The sequence below is a fragment of the Geothrix sp. genome, from assembly GCF_020622065.1.
In the GTDB taxonomy this organism is placed as follows: Bacteria; Acidobacteriota; Holophagae; order Holophagales; family Holophagaceae; genus Geothrix.
Genome location: NZ_JAHRYQ010000001.1, coordinates 1632905 through 1649833, shown reverse-complemented (window position 1 = coordinate 1649833; position 16929 = coordinate 1632905). Strand labels below are relative to the sequence as shown.

The window sequence follows — 16929 nt, the reverse complement described above, 5'->3', positions numbered from 1 at the left end:
CCTGGGATCAGTGGATGAAGCCGGTCAGGACGGCGATGGGGTAGGAGATGTTCACGCCCACGACGAGGACGGTCAGGCCGGTGGCGAAGTTCCGCCGGAGGCCGTCGTAGCGGGGATGCGCCAGGCCCAGCGACTGGGTGAAGCTCCAGACGCCGTGCCACATGTGGAGGCCGAGGCAGAGCTGGGCCACGATGTAGAAGCCAGCGGCAGCCGGAACCTTGAACCCGTTCACGAAGTTGGCGTAGGGGTTCGCGTGATCGAAGTTGGGATGGACGGTGCCGGTGGTGAGGTGGAGCAGATGGTAGACGATGAATGCGGCGAGGATGACGCCGCTCCAGCGCATGGTGCGCGAGGCCCAGGTGGAGGCCTGCGTGTGCTGGTTGCGGTAGCCCAGGGGGCGGGCGGCGCGGTTGTCGAGGGTGAGGGTCACGGCGGCCCAGATGTGCAGGCCGACCGCGCTGAGGAGCACTGCCCGGAACACCCAGATGCCCATGCCATGGATCATGGTGTGCAGGAACTCGGCGTAGTGGTTCATCGCCGTGGCCCCCATGTAGGAGGTCAGGTTCCCCAGCATGTGGACGGTGACGAATCCGAAGAGGAGGACGCCGGTGACGGCCATCAGGACCTTGCGTCCGACCGAGGACGCCATGAAACCGCGGCCGCGCGCTTCCGCGCCCGCGATGCTCTGTTCAGCAACGGACATAGGGGACTCCTTGTGAAATCGGGGAGGTGGGGCCGGGCACCCGCGGCTGACGGCGGGGCCCGCTTTCAATGACGGGGCCATATCTGACCCAAGTATCCTCGGAGGTGTCTCGAATCCCAAGCCCTAAAGGTGAATGCCCAGGTTCCAGGGGGCTGGCCGCCAGGGCCCGGTGGAAAGGCTGTTCCGAGAGCAATCCATCACACCCGGGCGGCCCGCTCTTGCAGTCGGAGCCTGTTCCCAGCTATCTTTGGTCACGATCTAGAGATGATCAAGGGTGGTTTGCCTCCGGGTGGGGGCTCAGGCCGCATCAAGGCCAGCCATCGAGAGCCGTATGACTTCCATCACTAATTAATTCGAGTGCCCGACTGACCCTTTCTTGAGTCCATATGGAGGAAACCATGGAGACGATGAAACGCGTGCTTGGCGCCCTGGCGTCAACCCGGATCTTTAGAGGGGGGCTGACCGCGCTCTTCCTCCTTCTTCTCGCGCCCCCGGCCTTCGCCGGCGGCGAGGCCGAGCTGAAGATCCCCGCCTTGCAGGGCAGCTTCATGGGCATGACGGGCCACAACCTGTTGCTGATCGGGCTCTTCATCTGCCTGCTCGGCATCGGTTTCGGCCTTGTGCAGTACGCGCAGATCCGCGATCTCCCGGTCCACAAGTCCATGCGGGAAATCTCGGAGCTGATCTACGAGACCTGCAAGACCTACCTGGTCACGCAGATCAAGTTCATCTCCCTCCTCTGGGTCTTCATCGCGTTCATCATCGTCGCCTACTTCAAGTTCCTGGCCCACACGCCCATGGGCTGGGGCCAGGTGATCGTGATCCTGCTCTTCTCGATCATCGGCATCCTCGGTTCCGTGGCCGTGGCCTGGTTCGGCATCCGCATCAACACCTTCGCCAACTCGCGCACGGCCTTCGCCAGCCTGGGGGGCAAGCCCTTCCCGACCATGGCGATCCCCCTGAAGGCGGGCATGTCCATCGGCATGCTGCTCATCTCGGTCGAGCTGATGCTCATGCTGGCGATCCTGCTGTTCATCCCCGGTGACGCCGCCGGCCCCTGCTTCATCGGCTTCGCCATCGGCGAGTCCCTGGGCGCCGCCGCCCTCCGCATCGCGGGCGGCATCTTCACCAAGATCGCCGACATCGGCTCCGACCTGATGAAGATCGTCTTCAAAATCAAGGAAGACGATGCCCGCAACCCCGGCGTCATCGCCGACTGCGTGGGCGACAACGCCGGCGACTCCGTCGGTCCCACGGCGGACGGCTTCGAGACCTACGGCGTCACGGGCGTCGCGCTCGTCACCTTCATCCTGCTGGCCGTGCCGAGCCCCGCCATCCAGGTGTCCCTGCTGGTGTGGATCTTCGTCATGCGCGTGGGCATGATCGTCACCTCCGCGGCCTCCTACTGGCTGAACGGCATGTGGGCCAAGGCGAAGTTCGCCACCGCCGCGAAGTTCAACTTTGAGACCCCCCTGACCACCCTGGTGTGGTTGACCTCCCTCGTCTCCGTCGTGATGACCTATGTGCTCTCCAAGGTGCTCATCAGCGACCTGGGCGACGGCATGTGGTGGAAGCTCTCCACGATCATCACCTGCGGAACCCTCGCGGGCGCCCTGATCCCTGAGCTGGTCAAGGCCTTCACCTCCACCAACTCGGGCCATGTGCGCGAAGTGGTGACGGCCTCCAAGGAAGGCGGTGCCTCCCTCAACATCATCTCCGGCATCGTGGCGGGCTACTTCTCCGCCTACTGGATGGGCCTCTGCATCGTCGCCCTCATGGGCGCCGCCTATTTCGTGTCCATCGGCATCCCGGCCGGCGTCATGGCCAGCACCGCTGCACCCATCTTCGCCTTCGGCCTCGTGGCCTTCGGTTTCCTGGGCATGGGCCCCGTCACCATCGCAGTGGATTCCTACGGCCCGGTGACCGACAACGCCCAGTCCGTCTACGAGCTCTCCACCATCGAGACCATCCCCGGCATCGAGGCGGAGATCCAGAAGGATTTCGGCTTCAAGCCTGATTTCGAGGAAGCCAAGATGTTCCTCGAAGAGAACGACGGCGCCGGCAACACCTTCAAGGCCACGGCCAAGCCCGTGCTCATCGGCACCGCGGTCGTGGGCGCCACCACCCTGATCTTCTCGATCATCCAGGTGCTCAACGGCAAGTTCGGCGTGGAGAATGTCTTCCGGGGCCTCTCCATCATCAACCCCCTGTTCCTGCTCGGCCTGATCACGGGCGGCGCAGTCATCTTCTGGTTCTCCGGCGCGGCCTGCCAGGCTGTGGCCACGGGCGCCTACCGGGCCGTGGAGTTCATCAAGCAGAACATCAACCTCGATTCCGGGGCCGAGAAGGCCTCCGTCGAGGACTCCAAGAAGGTCGTGGAGATCTGCACCCAGTACGCGCAGAAGGGCATGTTCAACATCTTCCTGGCGGTCTTCTTCTCCACGCTGGCCTTCGCCTGCGTGAACCACTACTTCTTCATCGGCTACCTGATCTCCATCGCGGTCTTCGGCCTCTACCAGGCCATCTTCATGGCCAATGCCGGTGGCGCCTGGGACAACGCGAAGAAGCTCGTGGAAACCGAGCTGAAGGCCAAGGGCACCCCCCTCCACGACGCCTGCGTCGTGGGCGACACCGTGGGCGACCCCTTCAAGGACACCTCCTCCGTGGCCATGAACCCGGTCATCAAGTTCACGACCCTCTTCGGCCTCCTGGCCGTGGAGCTGGCCATCGAGCTGAATCCGGCCACGGCCCACATGGCGGCCTTCGTCTTCTTCCTGGTCTCCACGGTCTTCGTGTGGCGCTCCTTCTACGGCATGCGCATTCCCACCGTGGAAGCGAAGTAGGCCACTTCGACGAACCTGACGAAGAATTAACAGCCGGGCCCCTCAACCGAGGGGCCCGTTCTTTCGTGGTACGGTAGACACCGTGATTTCCAGGAGCCCATCATGCCCTCTCGTTCCTTCCGCCCCTTGGGTCTGGCGGCCCTGGTGAGTGCCGCCCTGAGTCTGGCCGCCCAAGGCCCCGTCCCGCCTCTGGCCAAGCAGGTCGAGCACCTCTCCGTCTGGCACGGCGAGAAGGTCAATGACCCCTGGTTCTGGCTGCGCGAAAAGGCCAGCCCTGAGGTGGTGGCCTATCTGAATGCGGAGAACGCCTACACCGAGGCCATGACCGCAGACCTCAAGCCGTTCTCAGAGGCGCTGTACAAGGAGATGCTGGGCCGCATCAAGCAGACGGACCTGAGCGTTCCCGTGCGTCGCGGCGCCTTCTACTACTACTCACGCACGGAGGAGGGGAAGCAGTACCCGATCCAGTGCAGGCGGAAGGCCGCGAAGGGCGGGACCTACGACGAGAAGGCCCCCGAGGAGGTGCTGCTGGACCAGAATGAGCTGGCCAAAGGGCTGAAGTTCCTGGGGCTGGGCGGCATGTCCGTCAGCGATGATGACCGCACCCTGCTCTTCAGCACGGATACCACGGGTTTCCGGCAGTACAAGCTCTTCACCAAGAACCTGGCCACGGGCAAGGTGAGCGCCGCCCTCGCGGAGCGGGTGACCTCGTCCACCTGGGCCTCGGACTCCCGCCACATCTTCTTCGTGACCGAGGACGATGTCACCAAGCGCTCGAACCAACTCTGGCGGCTGGACCTCGCCTCCGGCAAACCGGAACTGGTCTTCGAGGAGAAAGACGAACTCTTCGGGATTCATGTCAACCGGACCAAGGACCGCAAGTTCGTCGTGGTGGAGAGCCGGTCCACGGATACCTGGGAGAGCCGGTATCTCTCCGCCGCCAAGCCTGGCGGCGCGTTCAAGGTGCTCCTGCCTCGGGAGAAGGGTCACAAGTACGACATCGAGCATCGCGAAGGCACCTTCTATATCCGCACGAACAAGAACGCGAAGAACTTCCGCCTGGTCACGGCCCCCGTGGCCACGCCGGGTCCCAAGCACTGGAAGGCCTTCCTCCCCCACCGGCCGGAGGTGCTGCTGGAAGGCATGGAGCCCTTCCAGGATTTCCTGGTGGTGGCCGAGAAGAGCCAGGGCCTTTCGCATTTCCGCTTCCAGGACCTCAAGACCGGCCGCTGGCAGGATGTCCGCTTTCCCGAAAGCGTCTACGCAGCCTTCCCCGGAGGAACGCCGGAGTACACCTCGAAGACCTTCCGCTTCGTCTACCAGTCCATGGTCACCCCCCAGAGCATCTACGATTGCGACATGGGTTCGGGCAAGCAGACCCTGCTGAAGCAGATCGAAGTGCTGGGCGGCTACGACAAGTCCCAGTACGCCACCGAGCGCCTGTGGGCCCCGGCCCGGGATGGCGTCAAGGTGCCGCTGTCCGTGGTCTACAAGAAGGGGATCAAGCGGGACGGCACGGCGCCGCTCTTCCTCTACGCCTACGGCTCCTACGGCTACGGCCAGTCCGCGACCTTCTCCATCCCGCGCCTGAGCCTGCTGGATCGCGGCATGGTCTATGTCATCGCGCACATCCGCGGTGGCAACGAGATGGGCGAGGCTTGGCACGACGACGGCATGCTGATGAAGAAGATGAACACCTTCACGGATTTCATCGACTCCGCGGAGTTCCTGGTGAAGGAGAAGTGGACCGCTCAGGATCGCCTCGTCATTGAGGGCGGCAGCGCGGGCGGCCTGCTCATGGGCGCTGTCACCAACCTGCGGCCCGACCTCTTCAAGGCCGTGCACAGCGCCGTGCCCTTCGTGGATGTGATGAACACCATGATGGACGCCAGCCTGCCCCTGACCGTCGGCGAGTACCTGGAGTGGGGCAACCCCAACGAGAAGGCGGCCTTCGACTACATGCGGGCCTACAGCCCCTACGACAACCTGAAGAAGGGCGCCTATCCGGCCATCCTCGTCACCACGAGTTTCAACGACAGCCAGGTGATGTACTGGGAACCCGCCAAGTACATCGCCAAGCTGCGCACCCTCAAGACCGATTCCAACCCCCTGCTCCTGAGGATCAAGATGGATCCAGCCGGACACGGGGGTGCCTCCGGCCGCTACGACGCCCTGAAGGACAAGGCCTTCGAGACGGCGTGGATGCTGAAGCAGGTGGGCATCGCCAAGTAGCCGCTCCATGCTCCAGGGGGCGCGTGGGCGCCCTCTGGAGAAAGTGAAGGAGGAAAAGATGGTTGCACCCATTCCTGCTGGCTACCACACGGTCACGCCCTATCTGGTCGTGCCCAACGGCTTGGCCTTCCTGGCCTTCGTTGAAAAGGCTTTCGGGGCGGTGGAGGAGAGCCGGACCCTCCGTCCCGATGGCACCATCGCCAATGCGGAAGTGCGCATCGGCGATTCCATGGTGATGATGGCCCAGGCCCGGGATCCCTGGAAGCCCATGCCGGCGGGCTTCTACCTCTATGTGCCCGACACCGACGCCACCTACCAGGCCGCTCTCGCGGCGGGTGGGGCCTCCCTGATGGAGCCCTCCGACCAGTTCTACGGGGACCGCAATGCCGGGGTCCAGGATCCCTGGGGCAACAACTGGTGGATCGCCACCCACATCGAGGATGTGGACGAGGCGGAGATCCAGCGGCGGATGGCGGCCCGGGGTTGAGTCCACACCGTTCTCGCGGGACAATGGAAAGGCGCGGCGAACGCCGCGCCTTTCTATGTCCAGGGGAACCATGTCCCTCTCTGAGGAAATCCAACGGCGGCGCACTTTCGCCATCATCAGCCACCCCGATGCGGGCAAGACCACGCTGACGGAGAAGCTGCTGCTCTACGGCGGCGCCATCGATCGGGCCGGCAGCGTCAAGGCCCGGGAGGGCGGGGCCGCGGCCCACTCCGATTGGATGAGCATCGAGCAGGAGCGCGGCATCAGCGTCACCTCCGCGGCCATGCAGTTCGAGTACCAGGGCCGGGCCATCAACCTTCTGGACACCCCGGGTCACCAGGATTTCAGTGAGGACACCTACCGGGCCCTCACGGCTGCGGATGCCGTGGTGATGCTCCTGGATTGCGCCAAGGGCGTGGAAGAACAAACCAAGAAGCTGTTCCGGGTGGCCAGTGAACGCAAGCTCCCCATCTTCACCTTCGTGAACAAGCTGGACCGCCCCGGTCGCGAGCCGGTGGAACTCATCGACGAAGTCGAGGAGCTGTTCGGCCTCCACGCGGTGCCCATGACCTGGCCCATCGGTTCGGGCACGGACTTCAAGGGCGTCTATGTGCGCGCCACCGGCCAGATCCAGGTCTTCGAGCGGGCCAAGGCGGGTCAGAAGGCCCGGGTGGCGGGGAAGGGCGGCCTGGATGACCCTGAGATCGCCGCGCTGCTGACCCCCGCCGAACTTCAGCAGCTGAAAGACGATGTGGACCTCATGGACCATGTGCTGCCCGCCTTCGACCGGGAGGCCTTCCTGCGGGGGGAACAGTCCCCCATGTTCTTCGGCTCGGCCGTGAACAATTTCGGCGTCGCGGAATTCCTGGAGGAGTTCCTGGAGCTGGCGCCGGCCCCCGGGGCCAGGCCCCTCATGAACGGCGGCGAGGTGCTGCCCGAACAGCCCTTCACGGCCTTCGTCTTCAAGGTGCAGGCCAACATGAATAAGGCCCACCGGGACCGCGTGGCCTTCGCCCGCATCGTGTCGGGCCGGTTCGAGCGCGGCATGGATGCGCTCCATGTGCGCGAGAAGAAGTCCATCAAGCTGAACTATCCCCATATGTTCTTCGGGCGTGAGCGGCAGATCGTAGACGAGGCTTACCCGGGCGACATCCTGGGCCTCATCAACCCCGGCCTCTTCCGCATCGGTGATGTGCTCAGCGCCCAGGGCGCCGTGGAATTCCATGCGGTGCCCCGGTTCTCGCCGGAGCAGTTCGCTTCCGTGCGGCTGGCGGACCCGGGCGCCCGCAAGGGCTTCCTGAAGGGGCTGGGCCAGATCGCGGAAGAAGGCGTGGTGCAGGTCTTCTGGCCCAAGGGCGGCGCGCCCCTGCCCATCCTCGGCGCCATCGGCCGCCTCCAGTTCGAGGTGCTGCAGCACCGCCTCAAGGAGGAATACGCCTGTCCGGTGCTGCTGGAATCCCGGGGTTTCCAGATGGCCCGCTGGATCGGGGGTGGCTGGCCCGAGCCCAGCCGCTTCTGGGGCGAGCTGGTGGAAGACGCCGAGGGCAACCCCGCCATCCTCTTCGAGAACGACTGGCAGCGGAGGACCACCGCTGAGAAATGTCCCGGTTTGACTTTCCGGGAGCATCCACCGAAGTAGGCTCGTCCGGCTCGGAATGCGGCATTCCGAGTGGGGAAGAGATGAAAGGCCAGCATGGAAAGAGCGGCGCATTCGCGCCGCTCTTTCCATGCTGGGAACGCAAAGCGTTCCTAGCGGCTATTTGGCCTTCGCGAACGCATCCATGACGGAGTGCAGCAACTGGATGGCCTCGACCTTGGGGCGCTGGAAGGCGTTGCGGCCCATGATGGAACCGAATGCGCCGCCGGCGGCGATCTCGGCCACTTCCTTCAGGACTTCGTCGGTGCCCTTGGCTTCGCCGCCGCTGAAGATCACGATGCGGCGGCCATTGAAGGCGCTCTGCACCACATGGGCGATGCGGTCCTTCAGGCTGGCGGTGGGGATGCCGAACTTCTCGTAGACCTTCTTCGCCTCGGCCTGTTCCACATGGTCCTTGGGCGGCTTCACCTTGATGATGTGGGCGCCCAGCTGGGCGGCGATCTGGGCGGCATAGGCCACCACATCCACGGCCGTCTCGCCTTCCTTGGAAAGGCCCGCGCCGCGGGGATAGGCCCACAGGACAGTGGGCAGGCCCACGGCCTTGGCCTCGAGGATCAGCTCGCGCAGGTCCTGGTACTGCTCATTGCGGGCGCCGCTACCGGGGTAGATGGTGTAGCCGATGGCGGCACAACCCAGGCGCAGGGCATCTTCCACGCTGCCGGTGATGGCGCTGCAGGGCTCGTGGCCCTTGCTGAGGCTGTCGCTGTTGTTGAGCTTGAGGATGAGGGGGATGTCCCCGGCGTAATCCGAGGCCACATGCTCGATGAAGCCCAGGGGCGCGGCGTAGGCGTTGCAGCCGGCTTCGATGGCCAGCTCGATGTGGTAGCGGGGATCGTAGCCACCGGGGTTGGGTGCGAAGCTGCGGGCGGGTCCGTGCTCGAAGCCCTGGTCCACGGGCAGGATCACGAACTTGCCGGTGCCGGCGAGCCGGCCCGTATTCATGAGGCGGGCCAGGTTGGCCTTCACGCCGGGGTTTTCAGAGCTGTACCAGGACAGGATCTCGCGGACTTTCGCCGTGGCCATGATGTCACCTCGCATGAATTCAAACGGCCATTCTACCTGTAAAAGGGCCCGTTCGGCCCGTCTCAGGCCTTGCCGTAGTCGTAGAACCCGCGCCCGCTCTTCTTTCCGAGCCAGCCGGCATCCACATATTTGATGAGCAGGGGGCAGGGGCGGTACTTGGGATCGCCCAAGCCCTCATGCAGCACATTGAGGATGAAGAGGCAGGTATCCAAACCGATGAAGTCCGCCAGGGTCAGCGGGCCCATGGGGTGGTTCATGCCCAGCTTCATGATCCCGTCGATGCTCTCCACCGTGGCCACGCCTTCGTAGAGGGCGTAAATGGCTTCGTTGATCATGGGCAGCAGCACGCGATTGCTGACGAAGCCGGGGAAGTCGTTGCAATGGATGGGGGTCTTGCCGAGCTGCTTCGAGAGGTCCATGACCGCCTCAAAGGTGGCATCGCCGGTGGCCAGGCCGCGGATGACCTCGATGAGCTGCATGACCGGCACGGGGTTCATGAAGTGCATGCCGATGAAGGCCTCGGGGCGCTTCGTGACCGCCGCCAGCTTGGTGATGGAGATGCTGCTGGTGTTGCTGGCCAGGATCGTGCCGGGCTTGCAGACCTTGTCGAGGGTCTCGAAGATCTGTTTCTTGACCTCCCACTTCTCGGTGGCGGCCTCGATGACGATATCGCAGGGGGCCAGGTCTTCGAGCTTGGTGGTAGTGCGGATCCGGCCCAGGACGGCTGCCTTCTCGTCGGCCGTCATCTTGCCCTTGTCCACGCCCCTCTGCAGGTTCTTGTCGATGGTGGCCACGCCCTTGGCGGCAAAGGCCTCACTGATGTCCTGCATCAGCACGCTGAAACCCGCCTGCGCGAAGACATGGGCGATGCCGTTGCCCATCTGGCCTGCGCCGATGACGCCGATGCTCTGGATGCTCATAGGGATCTCTCCTTGCCTCCAAGCATAGCGGAGGAAGCGGTCACCAGCCTGCGAGCAGGGTGGGCAGCTCCCGGATGGACTCAAGCACGGGGAAGGGGGACTCCCCGGAAGCGGTCACCACTTCATGCGCCCAGGTCAGGTGATAGGGAATATGGACGGCGCGGGCCCCCAGGGCCAGGACGGGGAGGATGTCGGATTTCACGGAGTTGCCCACCATGGTGAAGGAGGCGGGGGCGATCCCATGGCGCTGGAGGAGGGCCGCGTAGGTGGCCTCGTCCTTCTCCGACACGATCTCGACCTTGGAGAAGTGGTTGCCCAGGCCCGATTTCGCGAGCTTGGTCTCCTGGTCGAAGAGGTCGCCCTTGGTGATCACCATCAACTCAAAGGTTCCGGTCAGCTCCGCCAGGACCTCGGCGACGCCCGGCAGGGGCTCCACCGGCTTGTCCAGCATGGCCTTGCCCAGGTCGAGCACCCGCCGGAGCCCCGCGCCGTCGAGACGGTCCTCCGTGAGTTCCAGGGCCGTCTCAATCATGGAGAGGGTGAACCCCTTGATGCCGTATCCGTACTGGCCCAGGTTCCGCATCTCGGTGTCATGCAGGCGGGCATCGATCCAGGCATCGTCGTGGAAGGGGCGCAGCAGGGCGCGGAAGGCCTCCTGGGTCTCGGCGTAGTGGGTCTCGTTGTGCCAGAGGGTGTCGTCGGCGTCGAAGGCGAGGGTGCGGAGCATGGCGGTCCCGTGGAAGAACTCCCAGCCTACAATGATGGATTCCCGGGGATTCCATGGCCGCTTCTAAAACCCGTACCGACTGGGCCCTTCTGCTGCTCCGCCTCGCCGTGGGCGGCATGGCGGTGGTGCAGGGGTTCGAGGTCCTCCGCCGCGCCCACGGGGCGATCTCGTTTGCTCATGCCTCCACCTGGGGCCTGGCCCTCGGGGAGCTGGTCTGCGGCGCGTTGATTCTCCTGGGCCTGTGGGTCCCCCTGGCGGGTGGCCTCCTAGTGGCGGTACTGGGCTGGCCCCTGGTGCATGGCTGGATGCACGGCACGGGGGTGCTCGGGAATCTCGGGGGCCTCTTCCGCCTGCTGGTGGGCCTGGCCTGCGCCGTGGGTGGCGGGGGCAAGTGGGCCCTGGGGCGCTGACCATGCTGCGCCCCCCGCATCATCAGCTCTTCGCCTTCGACGCCGAGTGGGTGCCGGATCCGGCGACGGGCCGCCGGGTGCTGGACCTGCCGAGGGACATGCCGGACGACGAGGTGATCACCCGCCTCTGGGCCTACGGTGGCGCCACCGAGGCCGACCCCCGGCCCTACCTGAAAACCATCCTCTGCCGAGTGGTGTCCATCGCCGCGGTGATCCGGACTGTGAAGCACGGCGAGGTGCAGCACCGCCTCTATGCGCTGCCGGAGGGACCCGAGGCGCTGCCGGAGGACGAGCTGCTCCGCCGCTTCCTGCTGGCCATCGGGGACAAGAAGCCGCAGCTGGTGGGCTTCAATTCCAGGGACTCGGACCTGCCCATCCTGGTGCAGCGGGCCATGGTCCACCGATTGTCGATCCCGGGGCTGGGGCGGAGCGCCGAGAAGTGGGCCGCGGGCGATTTCTTCGACCGCTACGGCAACCAGCACATCGACCTGCGAGAGATCACCGGCGCCTGGGGCAAGGCGTCCTCCACCCTCCATGAACTGGCGACGGCCTGTGGCATTCCCGGCAAGCTGGGCACGGATGGCAAGAGCGTCATCGACCTCTGGCGAGCCGGGGACTTGGCCGGCATCGTCCGCTACAACCAGTTCGACGCCCTCACGACCTTCCTGGTCTGGCTGCGGGCCATGACCCTCTCCGGCCACCTGACTCCAGAGCAGATGGAGGCCGAGGAGGCCCAGATCCGGGCCCTGGTCCAGCAGAAGGCCGCCGTCGATCCGGGCTTCAACCTGTATCTGGAGGGCTGGACCCGCCTTTCCTGACCCGTTCCGCTTGAATCCCTCCCGAAGGCCGCTAGACTGGCCGCACCATTCCAGTCGTTGCGTTTTCTTCCAAGGGGGGATGTGTGAATAAGCGGCTTGCGGCGGAATTCTTCGGGACGCTCTGGCTGGTGCTGGGCGGGTGCGGAAGCGCGGTGCTGGCCGCGGCTTTCCCGGGGGTGGGCATCGGGCTCCATGGCGTCAGCCTGGCTTTCGGCCTCACGGTGCTCACCATGGCCTTCGCCATCGGGCCCATCTCCGGCTGCCACCTGAACCCCGCCGTGACCCTGGGACTGGCCGTGGGCGGGCGTTTTCCCTTCAAGGACCTGGCGGGTTACTGGATCGCCCAGGTGCTGGGGGCCGTGGCGGCCTCGGCCATCCTCTATGTGATCGCCACCGGCAACGGCTCTGCCATCGGTGGGTTCGCCAGCAACGGATTCGGAGAGCACTCCCCCGGGAAGTACGGGCTCGGCGCGGCCCTCCTCACGGAAGTCGTGATGACCTTCTTCTTCCTCATGGTGATCCTGGGCAGCACCGCCAAGAAGGCGGCGCCGGGCTTCGCCCCCATCGCCATCGGCCTTTGCCTGACGCTCATCCACCTCATCAGCATTCCCGTCACGAACACCTCCGTGAACCCGGCCCGCAGCACGGGCCCGGCCCTGTTCGTGGGCGGGTGGGCCCTGTCCCAGCTCTGGCTCTTCTGGGTGGCTCCCCTGATCGGAGCGGCCTTGGCCGGTTTCGTGTTCCCGAAACTCGAGGATTGAGGGGCCTGGAGGCCCCGGCTACAGCAAACCCCGCTTCGGGCCGATACACTCTTGACCCGAGGAGCCGCCATGACCCAGGAGATCCGCCCCGAGGACCTCATCGTCACCGAACAAGACGGTACCCGCCGCATCAACCACGATGTGATCGAGAGCTATGGCCTCTTCAACCTGCCCCGCGCCACCATGCGCCAGGCCCTGATGGTCTATTACGACAACGCCAGCCGGCAGGGCCGGGGCCCGGCTCAGACGGTGCGCGTCTTCATCACCCTGGCCAGTTCCATCACCCGCTTCCCCCGGCAGGTGGCCATCAACTTCACCCGGGGCGTGGCCTACCGGCGGAACATGCGGATGCTGAGGCGCTTCAGCCGCTGACCTCGCTGCGCGGGTTCAGGAGCAAAAGGATCAAAGGCTGCGTTGGAGGCGCACGATCGAGGTGGCCTTGCGACCTTCGGTGGTCACCAGCACCGCGTGGAGCTGGAGATCGCCTTCGGCGACCTCGTACCGGGGGCGCTGCACTTTCAGGAAGCGGCCCAGGCTGGCCTCCTTCTTCATGCCGATGACGCCGTCGTAGGGGCCGGTCATGCCGATGTCGGTCACATAGGCGACGCCGCCGGGCAGCACCTTGGCATCCAGGGTGGGGACATGGGTGTGGGTGCCCAGGACGGCGGCGGCGCGGCCATCCAGGTGGTGACCCATGGCCTGGGCCTCGCTGGTGGCCTCGGCGTGCATGTCCACGAGCACCAGGTCGGCTCGCTCCTTCTGGAGGATGGCATCGACGCAGCGGAACGGGCATTCGCAGGGAGGCATGTGCACCCGGCCCATGAGGTTGATGATCAGCACCTCAGCGCCGGAAGGCGTGTGGAGCTTCACCCAGCCGTTCCCGGCCGTGTCCGGGGGGTGGTTGGCGGGCCGGAGCAGGCGGGGCTCCTGTCGGAAATAGCCGTCGATGCCCTTCACATCGAACGCGTGGTTGCCCGTGGTGATGACATCCACGCTGTACCGATCGAACCACTCCCGGGCGATGGTCTCCGTGATGCCGTGGCCGTGGGCGGCGTTTTCGCCATTCACGACCACCAGATCAGCGCCGGTCTCCCGCCGCAGGTCGGGCAGGAAGGCCTCCACCAGCCGCCGCCCCGGCTCTCCCACCACATCGCCCAAGGCCAGGATTCGCATGCCTCCAGACTAACGAAAAAAGGGCGGCGCAGGTGCGCCGCCCTTTCGTGGTGCGGTTGGAACTAGAAGGCGAAACGGGCGCCGATCTGGATCTGGCGGGCGGCGCCGATCCAGGTCTGCTGGGGGGTGGGCGCCGGGTTGACCGCATCGATCGTGGAGGCGTTGCCAACCGAGGGGGCACGGTAGGACAGGTAGGTGTCCTGGCGGTTGAGCAGGTTGAACACATCGGCGGACAGGGTCATCTTGATCCGCTTCGTGAAGAAGAAGTCGCGGCGCAGGCCGAGGTCGAAGGTCAGGTTGGAACCTCCGCGCAGGGTGTTGCGGCCGGGATCGACGCCATTCTGGAAGACGCGGTCATTGGTGCTGTTGGCATCGCCGTTCACATCGGTGCTGTAGGTCAGGGTGTAGGGCGTGCCCGTCTGGTAGCGGATGGAGACGGAGGTCAGGATGCCCGTCACTTCCTTGTCGAGGAAGCTGAAGTAGCCGGTGAGCACCTCGCGGCGGTCAGTATCGGCATAGCCCCACTGGGCACCCAACCGGCCCTGGTCCTGGATGCCGATGCCGGAGTAGTTGCGCTCGTTGGAGTCGCTGTCCTTGTTGATGGCGTAGGTGTAGTACAGCTGGGCATCGAAGGGGCTGCCGTCCTTGTGGTACTTCATGCTGGCCGTGTAGGCGTGGTACTGGCTGGTGGCATCGGACAGATACAGACCCATGGTGCCGTAGGCGGCGTTGGGGCGGACCGCCGTGTAGGCACCGGAGGCGCTGATGGTGCTGGGGTAGATGAGGCGGCCCGAGGCATTCGGGGTGGGGTTGCCGAGGTTCAGATCCGCCGTGCGCTCAAGCTGCTTGGCCTTCGCGTAGGTTGCGGACAGGCCCAGCACCAGATCGCCGAAGAAGGGGCGCTCGGCGCCGATGTTCACGCGGTCGGTGTAGGGGTTCTTGAAGTCGGGGCTGAAGCTCCAGATGTTGAACCCGGAGAGGGTCACGCCCGCGGGCATGGCCGAGATCCAGTAGGGATTCGCGGCATTGAAGGACGCGCCGCGGGGGATGCCGTAGGTGGCCGCTTCGGTCGGCTGGAAGTCCTTGGAGCCCGTGCGGATCCCGTTGGCCGCGAAGGCCTGGTAGAGGAACACGGCGGGGGTGGTGCTCACATAGCGGCCCACGCTGCCACGGACCACGGTCTTGCCCTGGTCGAAGGCGGGGGTCCAGGTGAAGGACACGCGGGGGGAGAACTGGCTGTCCGTGGGGATCTTGGCCGTCACGGGCATGGTGGTCGCGAGCCGGTTGCTCATGTCCAGGATCGGGAAGTCGGGGTTCTCCTGGCGGTCCCAGCGGACGCCGACGCCCAGCTTGAAGGTGTCGGTGAGGCGCCAGTCGGTCTGGATGAACGCGGCCAGCTGCTTGTAGCTGGTGTCGAAGAGGCCCGCCTGCTGCACGGGGCTGTTCAGGCCGAAGTTCTGGCGGTAGTAGGACCAGTTGCCCGCCCGGAAGTTGGCGAGGGAGCTGAACTGGTAGACACCCTGCCAGTTGCCGGCGAAGAACTCAGACACATTGATGTCGTTGTAGTCCACGCCCGCCTTCACCTGGAAGGTCGGCGTCACATAGCTGATGTTTTCCTGGAACTGGGTGCGCTTCGTGCTGTAGGTGCGGTCGAAGGGATAGGCGCCGTAGTAGCCCACATTGGAGATGCTGACTTCGGGGATCTTCGAGTAGGTCGACCGGGGCATGTCGTCCTTGGTGTGGCTGATCCGGAACTCGTTCATCCAGTTGCCGTTGATCACCCAGTTCCATTGGAGGACATAGGCGTCGGTCTTCACATCGTCCGAGGCGAGGTTCTCGTAGGCCGCCATGCTGCTGGCGCCGGTGACGCCCTTGAAGCTGGAGTGGTTGACCCGGAACTGGATGTTCTGGTCGATGGTGGGGTTCCAGTCGAAGCGGATGAAGTAGACATCCGAATCGAGCTTGTTGGAGTAGCTGCCGCCCTTGGCGAGCAGCACCGCATCATTGGCCTGGCCCGGGAGCGCGGGATTGAGGGTGACCGGCGTGTTGCCACCCCAGACCTGGTTGATGGGGGACTTGTAGCGCTGGGCGTCGTAGGCCACGAAGTAGAAGAGCTTGTCCTTGACGATGGGGCCGCCCACGCTGAAGCCGAACTGCTCCTGCTGGAAGTCGCCGACGGGATTGGTGGTGGTGCTGCCATTGGGCTGGCGCAGCGTCGGGCCGGCTTCCACCCAGCCGCGGGGGCGCATGTAGTAGAAGAGGCTGCCGCTGAGGTCGTTGGTGCCGTTCTTGGTGATGGCGTTCACATAACCACCGCCCATGCGGCCGAACTCGGCGCTGGCGCCGTCCGTGACGACCTGGTACTCACGGATCGCTTCGATGGAGATGGTGAAGGGGGTCTTGCCTTCCGCCGCGCCGGTGGCGCCGCCGAAGAAGGGCTCATTGTTGTCGCCGCCGTCGATGTTGATGGAGGTGTTCACACCACGCTGACCGGCGATGGCGAGGTTGCCGCGGCTGCTGTCCACCACGACCTGGGGGGCCAGCGTCGCGAGGTTGGTGAAGTTGCGGTTGAAGACGGGCAGATTGGTCAGGTTGTCGGGGGAGACGATGGCGGCGGCGCTGGCGCGCTCGCTGTCCACCTGGCTGGCGGCGGCTACGACTTCCACCACGGCGCCGGTCTCGGGAGCCAGGCGGATGGCCAGGGGGGCGGCATCACCCAGGTTGAGGTTCACCTTCACATTGCTGGCGGTCTGGAAGCCGGCCTTGGTCACGGTGACGCTGTAGGGGCCCACCGGCAGGAGGGTGGCCAGGTAGCGCCCTTCGGCGTTGGTCTGCGTGGTACGGGTGAGACCGGTCTCCGTGTTGCGGATGGTCACCGTGGCACCCGCCACGGCCGCGCCCTTGGTATCCATGATCCGGCCACCCAGCTGGGCAGACACGCCCTGGGCCATAAGGGGAGCCGCCGCGACCAGCAGGGCCACCAGGGTTGAGCTGTTCAAATGCCTTGAACGCATGGGAAGTTCCTCCGTGATCCAAGAGTAGCCTCAGACCCCCTCGTAATAAAAGGACCGGTTGGTCAAGGAACGAAAATGTCACCCCGGGCACCTGAAGGTCACAGGGGCGCCCATTCGGAGGCCGTCCCGGTTCCCGGGACAGCCCTGCTAGGCTTCATTCT

14 protein-coding genes are annotated in these 16929 nt (G+C 65.1%); 8 read left to right on the top strand and 6 right to left on the bottom strand.

What is annotated here, in order from left to right; genetic code table 11:
* Nucleotides 1-7 precede the first annotated feature (7 nt).
* Nucleotides 8-703 (bottom strand): succinate dehydrogenase cytochrome b subunit, encoded by a 696-nt coding sequence (locus tag QZ647_RS07695; RefSeq protein ID WP_291271596.1) that lies wholly within the window; start codon nt 701-703, stop codon nt 8-10.
* A 407-nt stretch (nt 704-1110) separates the two neighbouring features.
* On the opposite strand from QZ647_RS07695, the gene QZ647_RS07690 reads away from it, so the two are divergent.
* The 4 genes from QZ647_RS07690 to QZ647_RS07675 all read left to right on the top strand — a co-directional run bounded on the left by QZ647_RS07690 (nt 1111) and on the right by QZ647_RS07675 (nt 7904).
* Complete coding sequence (locus QZ647_RS07690) at nt 1111-3546, top strand: sodium-translocating pyrophosphatase (RefSeq protein WP_366526161.1); 2436 nt, start codon at nt 1111-1113, stop codon at nt 3544-3546.
* 102 nt (nt 3547-3648) lie between these two features.
* Nucleotides 3649-5778 carry a S9 family peptidase gene (locus QZ647_RS07685; RefSeq protein ID WP_291271594.1) on the top strand — a complete coding sequence of 710 codons (2130 nt, stop codon included), beginning with the start codon at nt 3649-3651 and terminating at the stop codon, nt 5776-5778.
* A gap of 58 nt (nt 5779-5836) precedes the next feature.
* Nucleotides 5837-6265: a VOC family protein gene (locus tag QZ647_RS07680; protein WP_291271593.1), complete on the top strand. Its 429-nt coding sequence runs from the start codon at nt 5837-5839 to the stop codon at nt 6263-6265.
* Nucleotides 6266-6335: 70 nt separating this feature from the next.
* Nucleotides 6336-7904 (top strand): peptide chain release factor 3, encoded by a 1569-nt coding sequence (locus tag QZ647_RS07675; protein ID WP_291271592.1) that lies wholly within the window; start codon nt 6336-6338, stop codon nt 7902-7904.
* Between the two features lie 117 nt (nt 7905-8021).
* On the opposite strand, the gene QZ647_RS07670 is transcribed toward QZ647_RS07675, so the two are convergent.
* The 3 genes from QZ647_RS07670 to QZ647_RS07660 form a co-directional block, all read right to left on the bottom strand.
* Nucleotides 8022-8945 (bottom strand): class I fructose-bisphosphate aldolase, encoded by a 924-nt coding sequence (locus tag QZ647_RS07670; RefSeq protein ID WP_291271591.1) that lies wholly within the window; start codon nt 8943-8945, stop codon nt 8022-8024.
* A gap of 62 nt (nt 8946-9007) precedes the next feature.
* Entirely contained in the window at nt 9008-9865 is an 858-nt protein-coding gene (locus tag QZ647_RS07665) for a 3-hydroxybutyryl-CoA dehydrogenase (RefSeq protein WP_291271590.1), read from the bottom strand.
* A gap of 40 nt (nt 9866-9905) precedes the next feature.
* The gene (locus QZ647_RS07660; RefSeq protein ID WP_291271589.1) at nt 9906-10592 is read right to left on the bottom strand and encodes an HAD family hydrolase; all 687 of its coding nucleotides are present in this window, start codon (nt 10590-10592) and stop codon (nt 9906-9908) included.
* Nucleotides 10593-10645: 53 nt separating this feature from the next.
* Between QZ647_RS07660 and QZ647_RS07655 the strand changes: the two genes are divergently transcribed.
* The 4 genes from QZ647_RS07655 to QZ647_RS07640 all read left to right on the top strand — a co-directional run bounded on the left by QZ647_RS07655 (nt 10646) and on the right by QZ647_RS07640 (nt 12953).
* On the top strand, nt 10646-11002 hold the full coding sequence (locus QZ647_RS07655; protein ID WP_291271588.1) for a hypothetical protein: 357 nt from the start codon (nt 10646-10648) through the stop codon (nt 11000-11002).
* 2 nt (nt 11003-11004) lie between these two features.
* Nucleotides 11005-11820: a hypothetical protein gene (locus QZ647_RS07650; protein ID WP_291271587.1), complete on the top strand. Its 816-nt coding sequence runs from the start codon at nt 11005-11007 to the stop codon at nt 11818-11820.
* An 83-nt stretch (nt 11821-11903) separates the two neighbouring features.
* Entirely contained in the window at nt 11904-12581 is a 678-nt protein-coding gene (gene aqpZ, locus QZ647_RS07645; protein ID WP_291271586.1) for an aquaporin Z, read from the top strand.
* Between the two features lie 69 nt (nt 12582-12650).
* Nucleotides 12651-12953 (top strand): hypothetical protein, encoded by a 303-nt coding sequence (locus QZ647_RS07640; RefSeq protein ID WP_286355852.1) that lies wholly within the window; start codon nt 12651-12653, stop codon nt 12951-12953.
* Between the two features lie 30 nt (nt 12954-12983).
* On the opposite strand, the gene QZ647_RS07635 is transcribed toward QZ647_RS07640, so the two are convergent.
* Complete coding sequence (locus tag QZ647_RS07635; protein ID WP_291271585.1) at nt 12984-13754, bottom strand: TIGR00282 family metallophosphoesterase; 771 nt, start codon at nt 13752-13754, stop codon at nt 12984-12986.
* A 62-nt stretch (nt 13755-13816) separates the two neighbouring features.
* Entirely contained in the window at nt 13817-16768 is a 2952-nt protein-coding gene (locus QZ647_RS07630; protein WP_291271584.1) for a TonB-dependent receptor, read from the bottom strand.
* Nucleotides 16769-16929 lie beyond the last annotated feature (161 nt).